Origin of the sequence: Haemophilus haemolyticus (assembly GCF_003493605.1) — a bacterium.
Classification (GTDB): Bacteria; Pseudomonadota; Gammaproteobacteria; order Enterobacterales; family Pasteurellaceae; genus Haemophilus; species Haemophilus haemolyticus_J.
This window is the reverse complement of the sequence record NZ_QQKA01000001.1, coordinates 217,573-233,068: the sequence shown is the minus strand read 5'-3', so window position 1 is coordinate 233,068 and position 15,496 is coordinate 217,573. Positions and strand designations below refer to the sequence as shown.

Sequence of the window (15,496 nt, the reverse complement as noted above, 5' to 3'; positions counted from 1 at the left end):
TTAATTGACATTTCACAATTATTGCTAATTTAGATTAGTAAATATTCACATTTTAATCTGGCTTTGTTATTTAAAATTATCAATATTATCCGATGAAATCTGTTTATGTTTTTCGGATTATTTTTTTATTTAAAAGTCGCAATATTTTAATCACAATAAATAAAAATTCATTTATAGCTATTTAATATGTAAAGTAAAACACCACAAAAATCTTGATTTATTTTTATTGTATTGTATATTTAAACAGTTAATTTAAGTAAGGAATATTATGCTACAAGAAATTGAATTAAAATTGGCGATTTCGCCACAAATAGGTATTGAATTGCCACAATATCTTGCAAAATTTACGATTTTAGAACATCAAAATTTATTTTTGAGTAACACCTATTATGATTATCCCGATCATTTTCTTGCTAAACAAAAGATGGGATTACGTATTCGTCAAGAAGATCAGGAACTTACATTAACGCTTAAAACTAACGGCGAAGTTGTTGGTGGATTGCATAGTCGTCCAGAATATAATTTACCATTAACTGAAAAAGAAACGCCAACCAATGACCAATTAAGAGAACTTTATCCTTTTGAACAATTACCTAGTTCTACACTACAACCTATTTTCTCCACAGATTTTAACCGCACTTTTTGGTTAGTTGAATTTCAACAATCCAAAATTGAAGTGGCGTTCGATCAAGGCAAAATTATTGCAGGCGAATCTAAGCAGCCTATTTGTGAAATTGAGTTTGAATTGAAATCTGGCAATGTGCAGGATCTTTTTGATTTTGTGGAAACTTTGCCTTTCGAAAGAGATATTTATTTTAGTAGTGCAAGTAAAGCGAAGCGGGGTTATTTGTTAGGTTCAAAACAATTTTTGACGGATTGGCTCAATAAATGGCGTGATTTCTTAAAAGAAGAACGAGAAGAAAGTGCAATAGATTTTTGTGTAAAATTTAATTCCGTGTTGAAAATGGAACAGAAACTTTTGGAAGAAACCTTATCCTTTTCTCCCGCACTTTTTAGCCAAGATTTTATGAAAACAGTCGAGCGAGTAGGGGCATTTTTTAATCTTTATCATTATTATGATGAAAATGGAAAAATCTTAGAAGCAGTGGTAACAGAGAAACAAAAAGAAACGCTATTACCAGAACTGTTAGAAAGCAATCAGAAAATTTTTGCTGAAATCCGTGATTTGATTCGTTTTCATAGTGAAACGAAAGACAATGAAAAAACTATTGAAAAACTGACCGCACTTTTGAAAAGTCGAGTTTATTTTGAGCGAATGATCAAATTAATGAGATTTTCAGCGTAATGCGAATCAACCGTGCAAATGGGTAAGCTATACTTCTAGGCATTATGTAAGCTTGCCCTGAATAATATAATGATATTTAGTTGTAGGTATATGAATACTCGGTTAAAGGATGAGAAGGATAAAAAATGGCTAAAGCCCTGAAAACAGCTTATGTATGTAACGATTGTGGTGCAGAGTTTTCTCGTTGGCAAGGGCAATGCTCTGCTTGTAAAGCATGGAATACAATCACGGAAGTGCGGTTAATTTCCACGGCAAAATCAAAAAATGATCGTTTCAGTGGCTACGCGGGTGAAACTCAGGCAAAAATTCAAACGCTATCTGAAATTAGTTTGCAAGAAACACCACGTTTTTCCAGTGGCTTTAATGAGTTAGATCGCGTACTGGGCGGCGGGATCGTACCGGGAAGTGCGATTTTAATTGGTGGGCATCCTGGTGCAGGGAAAAGTACCTTGTTATTACAAGTCATGTGTGGTTTAGCGAAAAACATGACCGCACTTTATGTGACGGGAGAGGAATCATTACAACAGGTTGCGATGCGTGCAAGTCGATTGGGGTTACCAAACGATCAATTAAAAATGTTGTCAGAAACCTCCGTGGAACAGATTTGTAATTTGGCGGATCAGTTAAAACCGCAAATTATAGTGGTGGATTCCATTCAAGTAATGCATTTAGCGGATATTCAATCATCGCCAGGAAGTGTAGCACAAGTGCGAGAATGCGCCTCTTTCCTCACTCGTTATGCGAAAACCCGCCAAGTCGCCATTATTATGGTGGGGCATGTAACGAAAGACGGAACCCTTGCTGGGCCGAAAGTGTTAGAGCATGCGATTGACTGTTCATTACTATTAGAAGGCGAAGCCGATTCTCGCTATCGAACTTTGCGTAGCCATAAAAACCGTTTTGGTGCGGTGAATGAATTAGGCGTATTTGGTATGACCGAGCAAGGCTTGCGAGAAGTAAAAAATCCATCGGCGATCTTTTTAAGTCGTGGTGATGAGATTACATCGGGCAGCTCCGTTATGGTACTTTGGGAAGGCACTCGTCCTCTTTTAGTTGAAATTCAAGCCTTGGTGGATCATTCAATGCTAGCAAATCCTCGCCGTGTTGCGGTGGGATTAGAGCAAAATCGCTTAGCACTATTATTGGCGGTGTTACATCGACATGGTGGTTTACAAATGGCTGATCAAGATGTCTTTGTAAATGTCGTTGGTGGTGTAAAAGTGAGTGAAACAAGTGCGGATTTGGCTTTGTTGCTTGCATTAATTTCTAGTTTTCGTAATCGCCCTTTGCCACAAGATTTAGTGATTTTGGGCGAAGTTGGATTAGCGGGAGAAATTCGCCCTGTTCCAAGTGGGCAAGAACGTATTAGTGAAGCGGCAAAGCATGGCTTTAAACGCGCGATTGTTCCTTTTGGCAACAAACCAAAAAGTGCGGTCGAAAATATGCAAGTTTTTACGGTGAAGAAACTTTCCGATGCGCTAGCTGTATTGGATAATTTCTAAATACTTCCATTAGAGATAATTAATAGACTCAATGGAAATGAATTATCTAATTCCGTTGTACTGAAAATGTTAGCAAAATTTGTTAAAATAAACATACTTTTTATTCAAAGAAAAATAAGAAAATGGAAAAAAAACTGAATAAAGCGCTGGATGCGATTGATATAAAAATTCTTAATGAATTACAACGCAACGGTAAAATTTCTAATATTGATTTGTCGAAAAAAGTAGGGCTTTCACCTACGCCTTGTTTAGAACGTGTTAAACGTCTAGAAAAACAAGGTGTAATTATGGGATATCGTGCGTTGTTGAATCCTGAATTATTGGAAGCGCCTTTGCTTGTGATCGTGGAAATTACGTTAGTTCGTGGAAAACCTGACGTATTTGAGGAATTTAATGCTGCGATTCAAGAGTTGGAAGAAATTCAAGAATGCCATTTGGTATCGGGCGATTTTGATTATTTATTAAAAACTCGTGTTGCCGATATGGCTGAATACCGAAAATTTCTGGGGACGACATTATTGCGTTTACCTGGTGTAAACGACACTCGCACTTATGTTGTGATGGAAGAAGTAAAACAAACCAATTTCCTTGTATTGAAATAATATGATTAAACAAATAACAGAACGATTTACACCAAGACAGTATTTAGCTGAACTTTTGCTTGGATTGACCGCACTTTTCGGGCTTTATTTAATTATTGCTTGGTCAAGTTATACTCCGCTTGATAATTCTTGGGCAACGGCTGGTGCGCATGGTGAAACAATTAATAAAGTCGGCGCATTTGGTGCGTGGATTATTGATCTTTCTTTTGTTTTCTTAGGCTATGTCGCCCATATTATTCCTTTTACAGTTTTTTTTGTACCTGTCTATTTATTGAAAACAAAAGCGGTTAAAAACCTTTCCTGTACTCGAATTATTTTACGTGGTTTTGGCTTTACCATGTTGATTATTGGGCTTTGCGTAATGAGTATGTTGCTTTTGCAAAGCAATGCCTTTTATTTAAGTGGTGGCGTATTGGGCGGTTCACTTGTTGTAAATTGGCTTTATCCAGCATTAGGTAAATTCGGAGCAGTTTTAATTGGTTTTACATTTGCTTTAATCGGTTTTATTTTTTGCTCTGGAGCCTCATTAATTCGACTGATTGTGGCCTTTTATCATTGGTTGACAATGAAAAATGAGCAGGAAGGAAGTGTTGAGCAAGAAATATCAACGGAAGAATTAGAGCAAATCGTGATTGTAAAATCAGATAGTTCAGAAACAGAAAATCTAGATCAAAATAATCTTAATGTAGAACCAAATAGTGAGATTGAAACTCAAAAATCGTCTTTAGAGGAAGAAGACAACAACTCAGTTAATCATCCTTCGCATTTAATTAATATTCATGGTTTAAATCCAGAGGTTTCTATTAAGTCAGAATATGAAGTTTCTCCTGAAGAGAGTGTAAAAACTCAGTTTTCTCTTGAGTTTGAATCTGAAGCATTACCTAGCGTGAATTTATCGAGTGATTTACATAGACAAATAGTAAGTAAAAATGATTTTGTGCCAGTGTGGAATAAACCGATAAAGCCTGCTGTTCAGGATGATGTATCAATGAATCAAAGTGCGGATGATTTTACTAAGATTTCCTTGCTTACAAATGATGAAATGCCAACAGTTTCATTAAAACCGACTCATGAATCTTTGAATACGGAAATGGCGGATAATAATTTTGATGTTCAAGCTGATGAAAAAGTCCGTTTGGGTGATGATGAATTAAAATTTAACGTATCCTTACAGGATGATATGAGGGATGTTCAATTAGACAAAAGTCAAGAAGAATCGCCTAACTATAAAGGTTATAGCGGTAGCTTGATTCATCCTGCATTCCAACAGCAAACAACTAAACGTGAAAAGCCTAGTACACCGTTACCAAGTTTAGAGTTATTATCAAAACATCCAGCAGTGGAACAAAATATTACGCAAGAAGAAGTTTTTGAAACGTCTCAACGTATTGAACAACAATTACGCAATTTTAATGTAAAAGCCAGCGTAAAAGATGTGCTTGTTGGCCCTGTTGTTACGCGTTATGAATTAGAATTACAACCTGGGGTGAAAGCGTCAAAAGTCACGAGCATCGATACCGATTTAGCAAGAGCATTGATGTTTCGTTCTATTCGTGTGGCAGAGGTTATTCCAGGTAAACCTTATATTGGTATTGAAACCCCAAATCTTCATCGTCAAATGGTGCCATTACGTGATGTATTAGATAGCAATGAATTCCGTGATAGCAAGGCAACTTTACCTATTGCTTTAGGTAAAGATATTAGTGGCAAACCAGTCATTGTTGATTTAGCAAAAATGCCACATTTATTGGTAGCAGGTTCTACGGGATCAGGTAAGTCTGTTGGTGTGAATACGATGATTCTAAGTTTACTTTATCGTGTTCAACCAGAAGATGTGAAATTTATTATGATTGATCCTAAAGTCGTCGAACTTTCTGTTTATAATGATATTCCGCATTTACTGACACCAGTTGTAACGGATATGAAAAAAGCCGCTAATGCGTTGCGTTGGTGCGTAGATGAAATGGAACGTCGTTATCAGTTGCTTTCAGCTTTACGCGTACGAAACATTGAAGGCTTTAATGAAAAAATTGATGAATACGAAGCAATGGGAATGCCAGTGCCAAATCCAATTTGGCGACCTGGCGATACAATGGATGCAATGCCACCTGCATTGAAAAAATTGAGTTATATTGTGGTTATTGTCGATGAGTTTGCTGATTTAATGATGGTAGCGGGTAAGCAAATTGAAGAACTCATTGCTCGCTTAGCACAAAAAGCGCGAGCTATCGGCATTCATTTAATTTTAGCGACACAACGTCCTTCTGTCGATGTGATTACCGGTTTAATTAAAGCGAATATCCCAAGTCGTATTGCCTTTACCGTTGCAAGTAAAATTGACTCACGCACTATTCTTGATCAAGGTGGGGCAGAGGCCCTTTTAGGTCGTGGTGATATGCTTTATTCTGGGCAAGGTTCATCAGATTTAGTGCGTGTTCATGGTGCCTTTATGAGTGATGATGAAGTTATTCGTATTGCGGATGATTGGCGAGCACGTGGTAAACCGGATTATATCGATGGCATTTTAGAAAGCGCTGACGATGAGGAAAGTTCAGAAAAAGGGATATCAAGCGGTGGGGAATTAGATCCACTCTTTGATGAAGTAATGGATTTTGTTATTAATACCGGTACAACCTCAGTATCTTCTATTCAACGTAAATTCAGCGTGGGTTTCAACCGAGCCGCTCGTATTATGGATCAAATGGAAGAACAAGGAATTGTTAGCCCAATGCAAAATGGTAAGCGTGAGATTTTATCGCGTCGTCCGGAATATTAATTTAAAAGGAAAGTAAAATGAAAAAAACAACGTTAAAATTTACCGCACTTGCCTTACTTGGTTTGAGTAATTTGGCATTGGCTGATGCGGCAAGTGAATTGCAAATGCGTTTAGCCAAAGTCGATGTGTTAAGCGCTGAATTTGTGCAGACAGTGACTTCTGGAAGTGGCAAAAATGTTCAACAGGGAAGTGGCAAACTTCAAATTAAACGCCCAAATTTATTCCGTATGGATACTAAAACTCCTCAAGAAACCCAGATTATTTCTGATGGTAAAACCTTGTGGTTCTACGATCCATTTGTGCAACAAGTAACAGCACAATGGGTGAAAGATGCGGTAAATAACACCCCTTTTGTCTTGCTTACAAGTAATGATAAAAGCCATTGGGATCAATATTCGGTCATGCAACAAGTGGATACTTTCGTATTGAAACCCAAATCTTCAAAAAGTAATATCAAGCAATTTGATATTCGCGTCGATGCAAATGGCGTATTAAGAAATTTCAGTACGACAGAGAAAGATGGGCAAACCAATCTTTATGTTTTACGTAATATTACGAATCAAACCTTGTCTGATAGCTTGTTCCAATTCAAGCCAGAAAAAGGAGTTGAAGTGGATGACCAACGTAAAAAATAACAAATGATTATTTTAAATAAGGGCGTAGAAATACGCCCTTCAATTTTGTGAGAAATAAATATGTCTAATCTCAATTTTGATTTTGCCGAAAATGATTTTCGTCCACTGGCAGCCAAGATGCGTCCAACGAGTCTAGAGCAGTATTTTGGGCAAACTCATCTTATTGGTGAAGGTAAGCCGCTGCGTAAAGCTATTCAAGCTGGGCATATTCATTCTATGATTTTCTGGGGGCCTCCAGGTACGGGAAAAACAACGCTCGCAGAAATTATTGCCCAACGTATTAATGCTGAAGTTGAGCGAATTTCTGCGGTGACGAGTGGCATCAAAGAAATTCGTGAAGCGATTGATCGTGCAAAACAAAATCGTCTTGCGGATCGTAAAACTATCTTATTTGTGGATGAAGTCCATCGTTTTAATAAAGGCCAGCAAGATGCATTTTTACCGCACATTGAAGACGGAACGGTTATTTTCATTGGGGCGACAACAGAAAATCCCTCTTTTGAGCTAAATAATGCGTTGCTTTCTCGTGCTCGAGTGTATGTGCTGAAATCACTCACAACTGCTGAAATTGAACAAGTTTTGCAGCAAGCCGTAGAAGATCCCGAACGTGGATTGGGTAAAGAGCGGTTAATTTTAGAAGAGAATTTACTGCAAGTACTTGCCGAATATGTTAATGGGGATGCGCGATTGGCCTTGAATTTCCTCGAATTAATGGTGGATATGGCAGATGAAACGGAAAATGGAAAGAAAATTGACCGCACTTTATTAAAAGAAGTCTTAGACGAACGCCAAGCGAGATTTGATAAACAAGGTGATCGTTTCTATGATTTAATTTCTGCGCTACATAAATCTGTTCGAGGTTCTGCACCAGATGCTGCATTGTATTGGTATGCACGAATTTTAACAGCGGGTGGAGACCCTTTATATGTTGCGCGCCGATTACTTGCCATTGCTTCAGAAGATGTGGGAAATGCAGATCCTCGCGCTATGCAAGTCGCATTGGCTGCATGGGATTGCTTTACGCGAGTCGGGGCTTATGAAGGGGAGCGAGCCATTGCCCAAGCCATTATCTATCTTGCGGTAGCGCCAAAAAGTAATGCCGTTTATACCGCATTTAACACTGCAAAACAGCAAGCGAAAGATTTGCCCGATTACGATGTTCCACCACATTTACGCAATGCGCCGACTAATTTAATGAAAGAGCTTGGCTATGGTGCTGAATATCGTTATGCTCATGATGAACCTAACGCTTATGCGGCAGGTGAAAATTATTTCCCGCCTGAATTAAAAGACACTCAATATTATTTTCCGACAAATAGAGGTATGGAAATTCAGATTAAGGAAAAACTAGAACGATTACGTGAGCAAGATAAAAGTGCGGTGAAAAAACGGTATAAATAATCTCAATTTGGGATTTTTTAAGAATGGAATGAAAGTGCGGTTAATTTTGAAAACTTTTTTGAAATTTACCGCACTTTTTTAATTTAACCTCTTAAGCAGATTTTCTCAAATTCACTAAAAAATGTTGGAAAGGTTTTGGCTGTACATTTGGGATCTAAAATCGTCACTGGTGTATTGGACAGAGCGATTAGAGAAAAACACATTGCCATGCGGTGATCGTTATAAGTTTCAATATCAGCATGTTTAAATTGATTGAGTACGAGCGGTTGAATGCGAATAAAATCTTCACCTTCTTCGACTTCTGCACCGACTTTACGGAGTTCGGTTGCCATTGCTGTTAAACGATCTGTTTCTTTCACGCGCCAGTTATAAATATTTCGAATGACGCTTTCCCCTTTAGCAAAAAGAGCAGTGGTTGCAATCGTCATTGCGGCATCTGGAATGTGGTTCATATCCATATCAATGCCATGCAATTCAGCACGTTCGGCTTGAATAAAATCCTCTCCCCAAGTGATTTTTGCCCCCATTTTCTCTAATACATCAGCAAATAAACGATCGCCTTGAATTGAGTTTTTGCCAATGCCTGTTACTTTCACTTTTCCTTTAATTGCTCCAGCTGCAAGAAAGTAAGAGGCTGATGAGGCATCGCCTTCTACCAAGTATTTATTAGGCGAAATATAGGATTGATTTCCCTTAACTTGAAATTTTTGGTAGTGATGATTTTCAACCTTAACACCAAAATCTCGCATCATTGCAAGGGTAATGTCAATATAGGGTTTAGAGACTAGTTCACCGATAATTTCTATTTCTGTGTCATTTTCTGCAAGTGGCGCAGACATTAAAAGTGCGGTCAAAAATTGGGATGAAATTGAACCATCAATTTTGACTTTTCCACCTTTTATCCCTTTGTTGCGAATTGCGAGTGGAGGATAACCTTCATTTTCTAAGTAGCGAATATCTGCACCCGCTTGACGTAAAGCATCGACTAAATGGAGTATTGGACGCTCTTTCATACGAGGTTCACCCGTTAAGATGATTTCAACTTCGGAGGTGCCTTTTAAGCAAAGCGCAGCGGTTAATGGACGCATTGCCGTCCCCGCATTGCCAAGAAAGAGCGAAAGATTATCCTGTATATTGAATGCTCCGCCTAATCCCTCTATTTCACAAATAGTTTTGTCGTCAGAAAGCTGATAGCGTACGCCTAACGCTTTGAGGGCGTTAAGCATATGTCGAATATCATCGCTATCTAATAAATTGGTTACTTTTGTTGTGCCTTTAGCTAAGGCGGCTAAAAGTAATGCGCGGTTCGATAAACTTTTAGAACCTGGTAAATTAATTGTTCCTTCAACCGCACTTATTGGCACAAGGGTGATTTTTTCCACTACAACACCACCGTTTTATTTTTATAAACAAAAATTCTATCGTGTAAAGCAAGATCAAGGGCACGACTTAACACGGTTTTTTCTACATCACGACCGGCGCGCATCATGGCTTCAGCGCTATAAGTATGATCCACATTAATGACGCTTTGCATAATGATTGGGCCTTGATCCAATTCATTATTAATGAAATGAGCCGTTGCGCCGATAATTTTTACACCTCGTTCATAGGCTTGTTGATAGGGTTTCGCGCCAACAAAAGCAGGTAAGAATGAATGATGGATATTAATCACTCGATTTGGATAACGAGCAACAAATTCAGGATTTAACACACGCATATATTTAGCGAGAACAATATAATCTGGCGTGTATTCATCAATTTTTTCAGCTAATAATTTATCGTGCTCAATACGAGTCAAGCCTTCATGACTAACCAAATGAAACGGAATATTAAATCGCTCAACGAGCTCGCGTAAATTATCATGGTTGCCGATGACTGCTGCAATTTCTACATCAAGCGCACCATAATAATTTTTCATTAAAATATCGCCGAGGCAGTGAGCTTCTTTGGTGACTAAAATAACAATTCGTTTACGTTGTGTACCAATTAATCGACAATGCGTTCCTTCGGGTAAGCTATATTTTAGATCTTCTAATAAAGTAGCTTCGTTAAAAATACCTTCTAATTCTGTGCGCATAAAGAAATGTTTGGTTTCAAAATCTACAAATTCATTATTATGCAGAATGTTTAGTTGATGTTTGTAACAAATGTTGGTTATTTTAGCTATTAAGCCTTTATCATCGGGACAATCGGTGAGTAATATTTTTTTTTCGATCATAATGTTGTGTGTTACGTTTAGATAAAAAAATAGAACCCATAAAAATGGGTTCTAGTTTCAAATAGAAAAATTAAATTTCGAAATCAGATAATGATTTACCAGAATTCAATGCATTTTGAATTGGGCGTGGTGTGCGGCCTTGGCCAGTCCATGTTTTACGCTCGCCATTTTCATCAATAAATGCATATTTTGCTGGGCGAGGTGGACGTTTTGCTCTAGCAGATGTTGCTGCTGTACCAAAGATCTCTTGTAATTCTTCAGGTGTAATACCTTCTTTTTCCATTAATTCTTTATATTTAGCTAAACGTTCTTTTCGCTCTGTTTCTGCTTTAATTAATTCTGCTTCATTAGCACGTTTCTCTTCAACAGCAGTTTGTAATTTTTCAAGAGCACTTTCCGCTTGTTCTAAAGTTAATTCGCGCACTGCCGCACGTAAACTACGAAGATTTGTCAAACCTTTTGCTAATTCGCTCATAATAAACCTCGATAAAATAATCTTGTATGTGGAAAACTTATTTAATAATAGGGAAAATAATATTTATTGTAAATATCTATTTTAAATAAATGGTCGGAGCAGGTATATATCTTTAAATTTCTTTTTGTTTATTTTTTATATTTTTAATTCAATCCAATAAAAAATTTTATAAAACCTGTTGGCATTTGGATTTTTTTACGGTAATCTCTTGAATCACTACAAAAGTAGAGGTGCAATCATTATAAGTATTTTTTCAGAGTGGATAACGATGAAGAAAAAAGAAAGGAATGATTGCCGAAATCAAACAGAAGTCATTTTGTTTGGTTGGTGGCGTACTCGAAAGGGGCGACACTGTCATAGTTTTTTTTGATTAACTATGGAGCGCTACGGTTGTTCTGGTCTTATTCTGTCCTTTGCTTTCCGTTCTCTCCATTAATTGTAGGTATCTCTTAATGGAACTTATCGATTTTTCATCCTCAGTTTGGTCAATCATTCCAGCTGTATTGGCGATTGTCTTGGCCATTGCAACCCGTCGTGTATTGGTGTCTCTCAGTGCAGGGATTATTGTTGGTGCGTTAATGTTAGGTGGCTGGAATATTGGCTCATCTTTCAGTTATCTATCAAGCAACGTGATTTCACTTGTTTATGCTGATGGCGCAATTAACTCTAATATGAACATTGTCTTGTTCTTATTATTGCTTGGTATTTTAACCGCACTTTTAACCGTATCAGGCAGTAACCGTGCGTTTGCTGAATGGGCACAAAACCGTATTAAAGGCCGTCGTGGTGCTAAATTATTAGCTGCATCATTAGTTTTTGTTACTTTTATTGACGATTATTTCCACAGTCTTGCTGTAGGCGCAATTGCTCGTCCAGTGACAGACCGTTTTAAAGTTTCTCGTGCGAAACTTGCTTATATTTTGGATTCAACGGCAGCGCCGATGTGTGTAATGATGCCAGTTTCAAGTTGGGGTGCATATATTATTACCTTAGTAGGCGGTTTATTAGCGACTTATTCGATCACTGAGTACACACCAATTGGTGCATTCGTGGCAATGAGCTCAATGAACTTCTATGCAATTTTCTCAATTATCATGGTGTTCTTTGTGGCATATTTTTCTTTCGATATTGCTTCAATGGCACGCCATGAACAATTAGCTTTGGAAAATTCTGAAAATGAATTAGAAGAAGAAACGGGTGCAAAAGGTCACGTACGTAATCTTATATTGCCTATTTTAGTTTTAATTATTTCAACAGTTTCAATGATGATTTACACGGGTGCAGATGTATTAGCAGCGGATGGCAAAGTGTTTAGTGTTTTAGGTGCATTTGAAAACACAGTAGTAGGAACATCTTTGGTTGTAGGTGGATTCTGTTCAATTATTATTTCTACTTTATTAATTATCCTTGATCGTCAAGTGAGTGTTCCTGAATATGCACGTTCTTGGATTGTGGGAATTAAATCAATGTCAGGCGCAATCGCAATTTTATTTTTTGCTTGGACAATTAATAAAATCGTAGGAGATATGCAAACAGGTAAATATTTATCTTCTCTTGTGTCAGGTAATATTCCAATGCAATTTTTGCCTGTTATACTTTTTGTTCTTGGTGCAGCGATGGCGTTCTCAACAGGTACGAGCTGGGGGACATTTGGCATTATGTTACCAATTGCCGCAGCAATGGCAGCGAATGCGGCACCAGAATTATTGCTCCCTTGTTTATCTGCAGTAATGGCAGGGGCTGTATGTGGAGACCATTGCTCGCCAGTGTCGGATACAACAATTTTGTCTTCAACGGGAGCAAAATGTAATCATATTGATCATGTTACTACTCAGCTTCCTTATGCTGCTACAGTTGCAACAGCGACGGCTATTGGTTACATTGTTGTAGGGTTTACTTATTCAGGTTTAGCTGGTTTTGTAGCAACGGCAGTTTCATTGATTGTCATTGTATTTGTAGTTAAAAAACGCTAAAAGTGTGATCTAATTCAAAAAATTGAATAAAAAATAATATTTTTACTATTTTATAAAATGCGGCATTTTGTCGCATTTTTTTATTTTTATTAATAAAAGATTTTATAAAAAACTAAATTTTCATTTATTTTTGGTTTTTTATATTTTTTTAATTAATTTTTTTGTTGTTTTAGTGGCTAGACAAATTTTTTTTACTTTGTATGATGTGAAACATCGACATAACCTGTTCGTATTTTTAAAAGTGCGGTGAATTTAAGGAGTGAAAAATGAAGAAGTTATCTGGCGCAGAGATGGTGGTTCAATCTTTACGCGATGAAGGCGTAGAGTATGTATTTGGTTATCCTGGTGGGGCGGTATTAGATATTTATGATGCAATTCATACGCTAGGTGGTATTGAACATATTTTAGTTCGCCACGAACAAGCCGCGGTGCATATGGCGGATGGTTATGCTCGTTCAACGGGTAAAGTAGGATGTGTACTTGTGACTTCGGGACCTGGTGCAACAAATGCTATCACTGGCATTTTAACGGCTTATACCGATTCTGTGCCTATGGTTATCATTTCGGGTCAGGTTATGAGTAATTTAATTGGCAGTGATGCTTTCCAAGAATGCGATATGGTGGGTATTTCTCGTCCTGTTGTGAAGCATAGCTTTATTGTAAAAAAGGCGGAAGATATTCCATCTACTTTGAAAAAAGCCTTTTATATTGCATCTACGGGTCGTCCCGGCCCTGTTGTGGTGGATATTCCAAAAGATACTGTAAATCCGAATTTTAAATATCCTTATGAATACCCTGAATCTGTCGAGTTACGCTCTTATAATCCCACAGTAAATGGACACAAAGGTCAAATTAAAAAAGCGTTAAAAGCACTTTTAGTGGCGAAGAAACCAATACTTTTTGTCGGTGGTGGCGCGATTGCTGCTGAATGTAGTAAACAGTTAATTCAATTTGCACAACGTTTAAATTTGCCAGTGACTTCATCATTAATGGGATTAGGAGCTTATCCAAGTACAGATAAACAATTCTTAGGTATGTTGGGTATGCACGGTACTTTAGAAGCTAATACGGCAATGCACGAAAGTGATCTTATTTTGGGGATTGGCGTTCGTTTTGATGATCGCACGACAAATAATTTAGAAAAATATTGCCCAAATGCAAAAGTGATTCATATTGATATTGATCCAACCTCGATTTCTAAAAATGTGCCAGCTGCGATTCCAATTGTCGGAAATGCGAAAAATGTATTGGAAGAATTTTTGAGTTTATTGAATGAAGAAGGCTTGAGATCGCAAACAGATCTTGAAAGTTGGTGGCAAGAAATCAACCAATGGAAAGCAAAAAAATGTTTGGAATTTGACCGCACTTCTGGTGTGATTAAACCACAACAAGTAATAGAAGCCGTATATCGCCTCACGAAAGGACAAGCCTATGTCGCTTCTGATGTAGGTCAGCACCAAATGTTTGCTGCGTTACATTATCCATTCGATGAACCTCGTCATTGGATTAATTCTGGCGGTGCTGGCACAATGGGTTTTGGTTTTCCTGCAGCACTTGGTGTGAAATTAGCTCATCCTGAAGGAACTGTTGTTTGCGTTACTGGCGATGGTAGTATTCAAATGAATATTCAAGAGCTTTCTACCGCAACCCAATATGGCATTCCTGTTGTTATTATTTGTTTGAATAATCATTTCTTAGGAATGGTAAAACAATGGCAAGACTTGATTTATTCTGGTCGTCATTCACAAACCTATATGAATTCCTTGCCTGATTTTGTGAAATTGGCTGAATCTTATGGTCATATCGGTATAAAAATTGCTACGCCAGATGAACTTGAAAGTAAATTGCAAGAAGCATTCAGTATTAAAAATAAATTAGTATTTGTGGATATTAATGTAGATGAATCTGAGCATGTGTATCCAATGCAAATTCGTGGTGGCGCAATGAATGAAATGATTTTAAGTAAACCTCAAGAGGAGACAAACTAATGCGTAGAATTTTATCTGTTTTACTCGAAAATGAATCGGGAGCATTGTCGCGTGTTGTTGGTTTATTCTCTCAACGTGCCTTTAATATTGAAAGTTTGACGGTGGCGCCAACGGATGATCCAACGCTTTCCCGAATGACTATTGAAGCGGTGGGCGATGCTCAGGCATTGGAGCAAATCGAAAAACAACTCCATAAATTAGTGGATGTGTTCAAAGTGGTTAATTTAAGTGAGCAGGAACATATAGAACGAGAAATTGTTTTAGCGAAAGTAAGAGCAGTGGGATCATCTCGCGATGAAATTAAACGATTAGCGGATATTTTCCGTGGTCAAATTGTAGATGTTACACCTAAATCTTATACGATCCAATTAAGCGGTACAAATGATAAAGTTGATGCGTTTATTTCTGCACTGAAAGAAGAAACCACATTATTAGAAATTGTTCGTTCTGGCTTGATTAGTGTATCTCGTGGAGAAAAGAATATTCTCTAAAGTAGGGGCGTAAAGTGCGGAAATATTTTAATAAAATTTTTACCGCACTTTATTAAAAACGTTGTTGTTTTAAGGTTTTAATAAAAAAATCGTGACCAAGTTCACAAATCTAAAAATATGTATTTGCAT

12 protein-coding genes and 1 riboswitch are annotated in these 15,496 nt (G+C 37.4%); of the genes, 9 read left to right on the top strand and 3 right to left on the bottom strand.

Features of this window, described 5'->3' with window-relative positions; translation table 11 throughout:
- Positions 1–268 precede the first annotated feature (268 nt).
- The 6 genes from DV424_RS01130 (at position 269) to DV424_RS01105 (ending at position 8,222) form a co-directional block, all read left to right on the top strand.
- Positions 269–1,306 (top strand): CYTH domain-containing protein, encoded by a 1,038-nt coding sequence (locus tag DV424_RS01130; RefSeq protein WP_118858771.1) that lies wholly within the window; start codon positions 269–271, stop codon positions 1,304–1,306.
- A 125-nt stretch (positions 1,307–1,431) separates the two neighbouring features.
- Positions 1,432–2,808 (top strand): DNA repair protein RadA, encoded by a 1,377-nt coding sequence (radA, locus tag DV424_RS01125; RefSeq protein ID WP_118858770.1) that lies wholly within the window; start codon positions 1,432–1,434, stop codon positions 2,806–2,808.
- Between the two features lie 122 nt (positions 2,809–2,930).
- A complete protein-coding gene (gene lrp / locus DV424_RS01120; RefSeq protein WP_005644818.1) occupies positions 2,931–3,410 on the top strand; it encodes a leucine-responsive transcriptional regulator Lrp in 480 nt (159 codons plus the stop codon).
- A gap of 1 nt (position 3,411) precedes the next feature.
- The gene (locus DV424_RS01115; RefSeq protein WP_118858769.1) at positions 3,412–6,186 is read left to right on the top strand and encodes a DNA translocase FtsK; all 2,775 of its coding nucleotides are present in this window, start codon (positions 3,412–3,414) and stop codon (positions 6,184–6,186) included.
- A gap of 17 nt (positions 6,187–6,203) precedes the next feature.
- Positions 6,204–6,821, top strand: coding sequence for an outer membrane lipoprotein periplasmic chaperone LolA (gene lolA / locus DV424_RS01110; protein ID WP_118858768.1), 618 nt, complete (start codon positions 6,204–6,206; stop codon positions 6,819–6,821).
- Positions 6,822–6,881: 60 nt separating this feature from the next.
- Positions 6,882–8,222, top strand: coding sequence for a replication-associated recombination protein A (locus DV424_RS01105; RefSeq protein ID WP_118858767.1), 1,341 nt, complete (start codon positions 6,882–6,884; stop codon positions 8,220–8,222).
- A gap of 83 nt (positions 8,223–8,305) precedes the next feature.
- Here the strand turns inward: DV424_RS01105 and aroA are convergent, their stop codons facing one another.
- The 3 genes from aroA to DV424_RS01090 form a co-directional block, all read right to left on the bottom strand.
- The gene (aroA, locus tag DV424_RS01100) at positions 8,306–9,604 is read right to left on the bottom strand and encodes a 3-phosphoshikimate 1-carboxyvinyltransferase (protein WP_118858766.1); all 1,299 of its coding nucleotides are present in this window, start codon (positions 9,602–9,604) and stop codon (positions 8,306–8,308) included.
- Positions 9,604–10,440 carry a formyltetrahydrofolate deformylase gene (purU, locus tag DV424_RS01095; RefSeq protein WP_118858765.1) on the bottom strand — a complete coding sequence of 279 codons (837 nt, stop codon included), beginning with the start codon at positions 10,438–10,440 and terminating at the stop codon, positions 9,604–9,606. The genes aroA and purU overlap by 1 nt, the downstream gene beginning before the upstream one ends.
- A gap of 70 nt (positions 10,441–10,510) precedes the next feature.
- On the bottom strand, positions 10,511–10,915 hold the full coding sequence (locus tag DV424_RS01090; protein ID WP_005632458.1) for an H-NS histone family protein: 405 nt from the start codon (positions 10,913–10,915) through the stop codon (positions 10,511–10,513).
- Between the two features lie 217 nt (positions 10,916–11,132).
- Positions 11,133–11,310, top strand: a riboswitch (Lysine riboswitch).
- Positions 11,311–11,367: 57 nt separating this feature from the next.
- On the opposite strand from DV424_RS01090, the gene DV424_RS01080 reads away from it, so the two are divergent.
- The 3 genes from DV424_RS01080 to ilvN all read left to right on the top strand — a co-directional run bounded on the left by DV424_RS01080 (position 11,368) and on the right by ilvN (position 15,367).
- Positions 11,368–12,888: a Na+/H+ antiporter NhaC family protein gene (locus DV424_RS01080; protein ID WP_154099476.1), complete on the top strand. Its 1,521-nt coding sequence runs from the start codon at positions 11,368–11,370 to the stop codon at positions 12,886–12,888.
- A gap of 266 nt (positions 12,889–13,154) precedes the next feature.
- Positions 13,155–14,876, top strand: coding sequence for an acetolactate synthase 3 large subunit (locus DV424_RS01070; RefSeq protein WP_118858763.1), 1,722 nt, complete (start codon positions 13,155–13,157; stop codon positions 14,874–14,876).
- Positions 14,876–15,367, top strand: coding sequence for an acetolactate synthase small subunit (gene ilvN / locus DV424_RS01065; protein WP_005647229.1), 492 nt, complete (start codon positions 14,876–14,878; stop codon positions 15,365–15,367). Before DV424_RS01070 ends, ilvN begins: the two co-directional genes overlap by 1 nt.
- The last annotated feature ends 129 nt before the right edge of the window (positions 15,368–15,496 follow it).

What these genes read in the sequence shown, in the direction of transcription:
- DV424_RS01130 (WP_118858771.1), top strand. Translation starts at nt 269, where the DNA reads ATGCTACAAGAAATTGAATTAAAATTGGCGATTTCGCCACAAATAGGT.
- radA (WP_118858770.1), top strand. Translation starts at nt 1,432, where the DNA reads ATGGCTAAAGCCCTGAAAACAGCTTATGTATGTAACGATTGTGGTGCA.
- lrp (WP_005644818.1), top strand. Translation starts at nt 2,931, where the DNA reads ATGGAAAAAAAACTGAATAAAGCGCTGGATGCGATTGATATAAAAATT.
- DV424_RS01115 (WP_118858769.1), top strand. Translation starts at nt 3,412, where the DNA reads ATGATTAAACAAATAACAGAACGATTTACACCAAGACAGTATTTAGCT.
- lolA (WP_118858768.1), top strand. Translation starts at nt 6,204, where the DNA reads ATGAAAAAAACAACGTTAAAATTTACCGCACTTGCCTTACTTGGTTTG.
- DV424_RS01105 (WP_118858767.1), top strand. Translation starts at nt 6,882, where the DNA reads ATGTCTAATCTCAATTTTGATTTTGCCGAAAATGATTTTCGTCCACTG.
- purU (WP_118858765.1), bottom strand. Translation starts at nt 10,440, where the DNA reads ATGATCGAAAAAAAAATATTACTCACCGATTGTCCCGATGATAAAGGC.
- DV424_RS01090 (WP_005632458.1), bottom strand. Translation starts at nt 10,915, where the DNA reads ATGAGCGAATTAGCAAAAGGTTTGACAAATCTTCGTAGTTTACGTGCG.
- DV424_RS01080 (WP_154099476.1), top strand. Translation starts at nt 11,368, where the DNA reads ATGGAACTTATCGATTTTTCATCCTCAGTTTGGTCAATCATTCCAGCT.
- DV424_RS01070 (WP_118858763.1), top strand. Translation starts at nt 13,155, where the DNA reads ATGAAGAAGTTATCTGGCGCAGAGATGGTGGTTCAATCTTTACGCGAT.
- ilvN (WP_005647229.1), top strand. Translation starts at nt 14,876, where the DNA reads ATGCGTAGAATTTTATCTGTTTTACTCGAAAATGAATCGGGAGCATTG.